The sequence below is a fragment of the Vibrio sp. genome (genome assembly GCF_984391705.1).
In genome coordinates this window covers 1-3,138 of record NZ_CFHWOM010000124.1, presented here as the reverse complement: position 1 = coordinate 3,138, position 3,138 = coordinate 1, and the positions used below count along the sequence as shown (strand labels likewise).

The following is a 3,138-nucleotide window of genomic DNA, read 5'->3' as shown; positions in this document are numbered from 1 at the left end:
ACTGGCCATGGTTGGGGCGGCTTCGAAGGTGGTTTTAACCGCTTCTACGCAGGTTACCGCACTGATGCAAAAACAGAATTTATTGTCGGTCGTATGGACTCATCTCTGGATGACGTTCAATGGTGGGGTGACCCAACGGTAGAGTACGGCTATGCGATCTCAAACACTCGTGACGTACACGTTGGTGTGAAGATCCAAAACCTAGAAGGCAAGCTACGCTACAGCGTTTCCTTCGCTCCAGAATCTGACTTCTCTGAAGACGATGCGCTGATTCACTTTGGTAAATACGACAACTTCGCAGACCAATGGAAAGATAAAAATGCCATGGTCAACGGTTATGTCCAATACGACCTGACTGACGACCTAACGCTAATGGGTGGCGGTGAAGTTCGTAATAACGACGGTGGCGAACTTCTACTATTAGGTGCTGAGTACAAGAACTTTGCTACTCGTGTTTGGCACGACACTGACAAAGGCAATCAAGAATCGTTTGGTAGCGAGTCTGGTATTCAAACCAGCGCTTGGTACGAAGCCGCACAAGGCGTTTACCTATCAGCAGCCTACAACTACGCCAACTTTGATGGCGATAACGGCGAAAAAGAGATCACTTCTTACATCAACGCCGGTGTTTGGTACGAATACGGAAACGGTGCATTTGCGACCGCTTTCGATAGCCGCTTTGGCGTAGGTAGCGACACTGAAATTGGCGACGCACAAGTGTTCGCAATGCAATACTTCTACTGGTAATAACAGGAACTCACTATGAAACTGAACAAATCATTCGCAGCTATCGCTATTGGCGCAGCACTTGTTGTTACTGGTTGCGCATCAAATACAGGCTCTGAAGAGCTTCAAGCAAACCAATTTAAAAACGTTATCGACCGCACTGGCTCACCAGAATACATGCGTGACTACGACTTCGATGACCATCAACGCTTTAACCCGTTCTTCGACCTAGGTGCATGGCACGGTCACTTGTTACCAGACACGGCTGAAGGCATGGGTGGCTTCCCGGGAACTGCGCTGCTTACTGAAGAATACATTAACTTCATGGCTGATAACTTTGACCGCCTAAGCGTGTACAAAGATGGCAAGAAAGTCGAATTCACGATGGAAGCTTACAGCCTACCGGGCGCATTGATTCAGACCCTAAAATCTGACGATGTAACGGTAGAGATGACGCTGCGTTTTGCTTCTAACCGTACCTCTCTACTGGAGACTAAAATCACCACTGACTCGCCAGTTGAGTTAGTGTGGGACGGTGAACTGCTTGAAAAAACACACGCAAAAGAAGGTGTAGCGCAAACCGATAAAACCATTGCCGAGACTTACCCTGATTACAATCGCCAAATCGTTGCAACCGACGACGGCCTAAAGGTCACTTTCGGTAAAGTGCGTTCAACGTGGGATCTACTGACCTCAGGTGAGTCTGAGTACCAAGTTCATAAGTCGATTCCAACCCAAACCAAGGTCGATGGCCTAACGTTTACTTCAACCGCAAGCATTGAAGAATCAACCACCATCTACACCACATACTCGCACGTTCTAACGGCAGAAGAGGCGAAAGCGGAACAGCCTGAGATCAAAAAGATCATGGCAAACCCTACCGATTTCTTAGCGGCATCGGAAGCGCGCTGGGAAGGTTACCTAGAGATGGGCTTAACCAACCCGAATGCGACGCCTGAGCAAGAGCGTGTTGCGGTAAAAGCGATGGAAACCCTAAACGGTAACTGGCGTGGCGCAGCCGGTGCGATGGAGTTTGACTCTGTGACACCTTCGGTAACGGCGCGTTGGTTCTCAGGCAACCAAACATGGCCATGGGATACATGGAAACAAGCTTACGCGATGGCGCACTTCAACCCAGACGTAGCGAAAGACAACATCCGCGCAATGTTTGCCTACCAAATTCAAGCTGACGATCCGGTTCGCCCTTGGGATGAAGGTTACGTGCCAGATCTATTGGCTTACAACCTAAGCCCAGAGCGTGGCGGTGACGGTGGTAACTGGAACGAACGTAACACCAAGCCAAGTCTAGCGGCATGGGCGGTAATGGAAGTCTACAAGACCACCAGCGATGAAGCTTGGCTAGAAGAGATGTATCCAAAGCTAGTGGCTTACCACGACTGGTGGCTACGCAACCGCGACAACAATGGCAATGGCGTTCCAGAATACGGCGCAGCGCGTGATAAAGCACACAACACACCAGAAGGCGAAATGTACTTCACTGTGGTTCGTGGTGACAAACACGAAACCGTTGTAGGTCAAGCGGCACTGGATAAAGTGATTGCAGAAGGTAACTATGACTACATCGAGAGCCCAGCTCAAACCGCTGCGTCTTGGGAATCAGGTCGTGATGATGCGGCAGCCTTTGGTTTCATCGATAAAGACCAGCTAGACGCCTACGTTGCCAACGGCGGCAAACGTAGTGATTGGGATGTTGAATTCGCCCAAAACCGCGCGGAAGACGGCACCCTGTTAGGCTACTCGCTGCTACAAGAGTCCGTTGACCAAGCAAGCTACATGTACAGCGATAACAAGTACCTAGCGGAAATGGCTGACATTCTTGGTAAAGAAGCAGAAGCGAAAGAGTTCCGTGAAAAGGCTGAGCACCTATCGAACTACATCAACACCTGTATGTTCGATGAAGGCACGAACTTCTACTACGACATTCGTATTGAAGATAAACCGTTAGCCAATGGCTGTGCAGGTAAACCGATTGTCGAACGTGGCAAAGGCCCTGAAGGTTGGTCACCACTGTTCAATGGCGCAGCAACCCAAGCACACGCGGATGCGGTGGTCTCTGTGATGAAAGATACCTCAGAATTCAATACCTACGTACCACTCGGCACTGCAGCGCTATCTAACCCAGCATTCGGCCCAGATATTTACTGGCGTGGACGCGTATGGGTAGACCAGTTTTACTTCGGCCTGAAAGGAATGGACAGCTACGGCTACCGTGATGATGCGATTGAAATGGCAGGCGCTTTCTTCGACCACGCCGATGGCTTGGTGCAAGACGGCCCAATCCGTGAGAACTACAACCCATTGAACGGTGACCAGCAAGGTGCGCCAAACTTCTCTTGGAGTGCAGCTCACTTGTACATGCTTTACAACGATTTCTTTACTGACGCAGAGTAA

The 3,138-nt window shown here is 49.9% G+C and carries 2 protein-coding genes; both read left to right on the top strand.

Features of this window, described 5'->3' with window-relative positions; all coding sequences use genetic code 11:
• Nucleotides 1-747 (top strand): protein YgjJ (gene ygjJ / locus AC4MRV_RS21760; protein WP_491189360.1); only part of this gene is annotated, 747 nt, incomplete at its 5' end.
• Nucleotides 748-762: 15 nt separating this feature from the next.
• Nucleotides 763-3,138 carry an alpha-glucosidase gene (gene ygjK / locus AC4MRV_RS21755; RefSeq protein WP_491189359.1) on the top strand — a complete coding sequence of 792 codons (2,376 nt, stop codon included), beginning with the start codon at nt 763-765 and terminating at the stop codon, nt 3,136-3,138.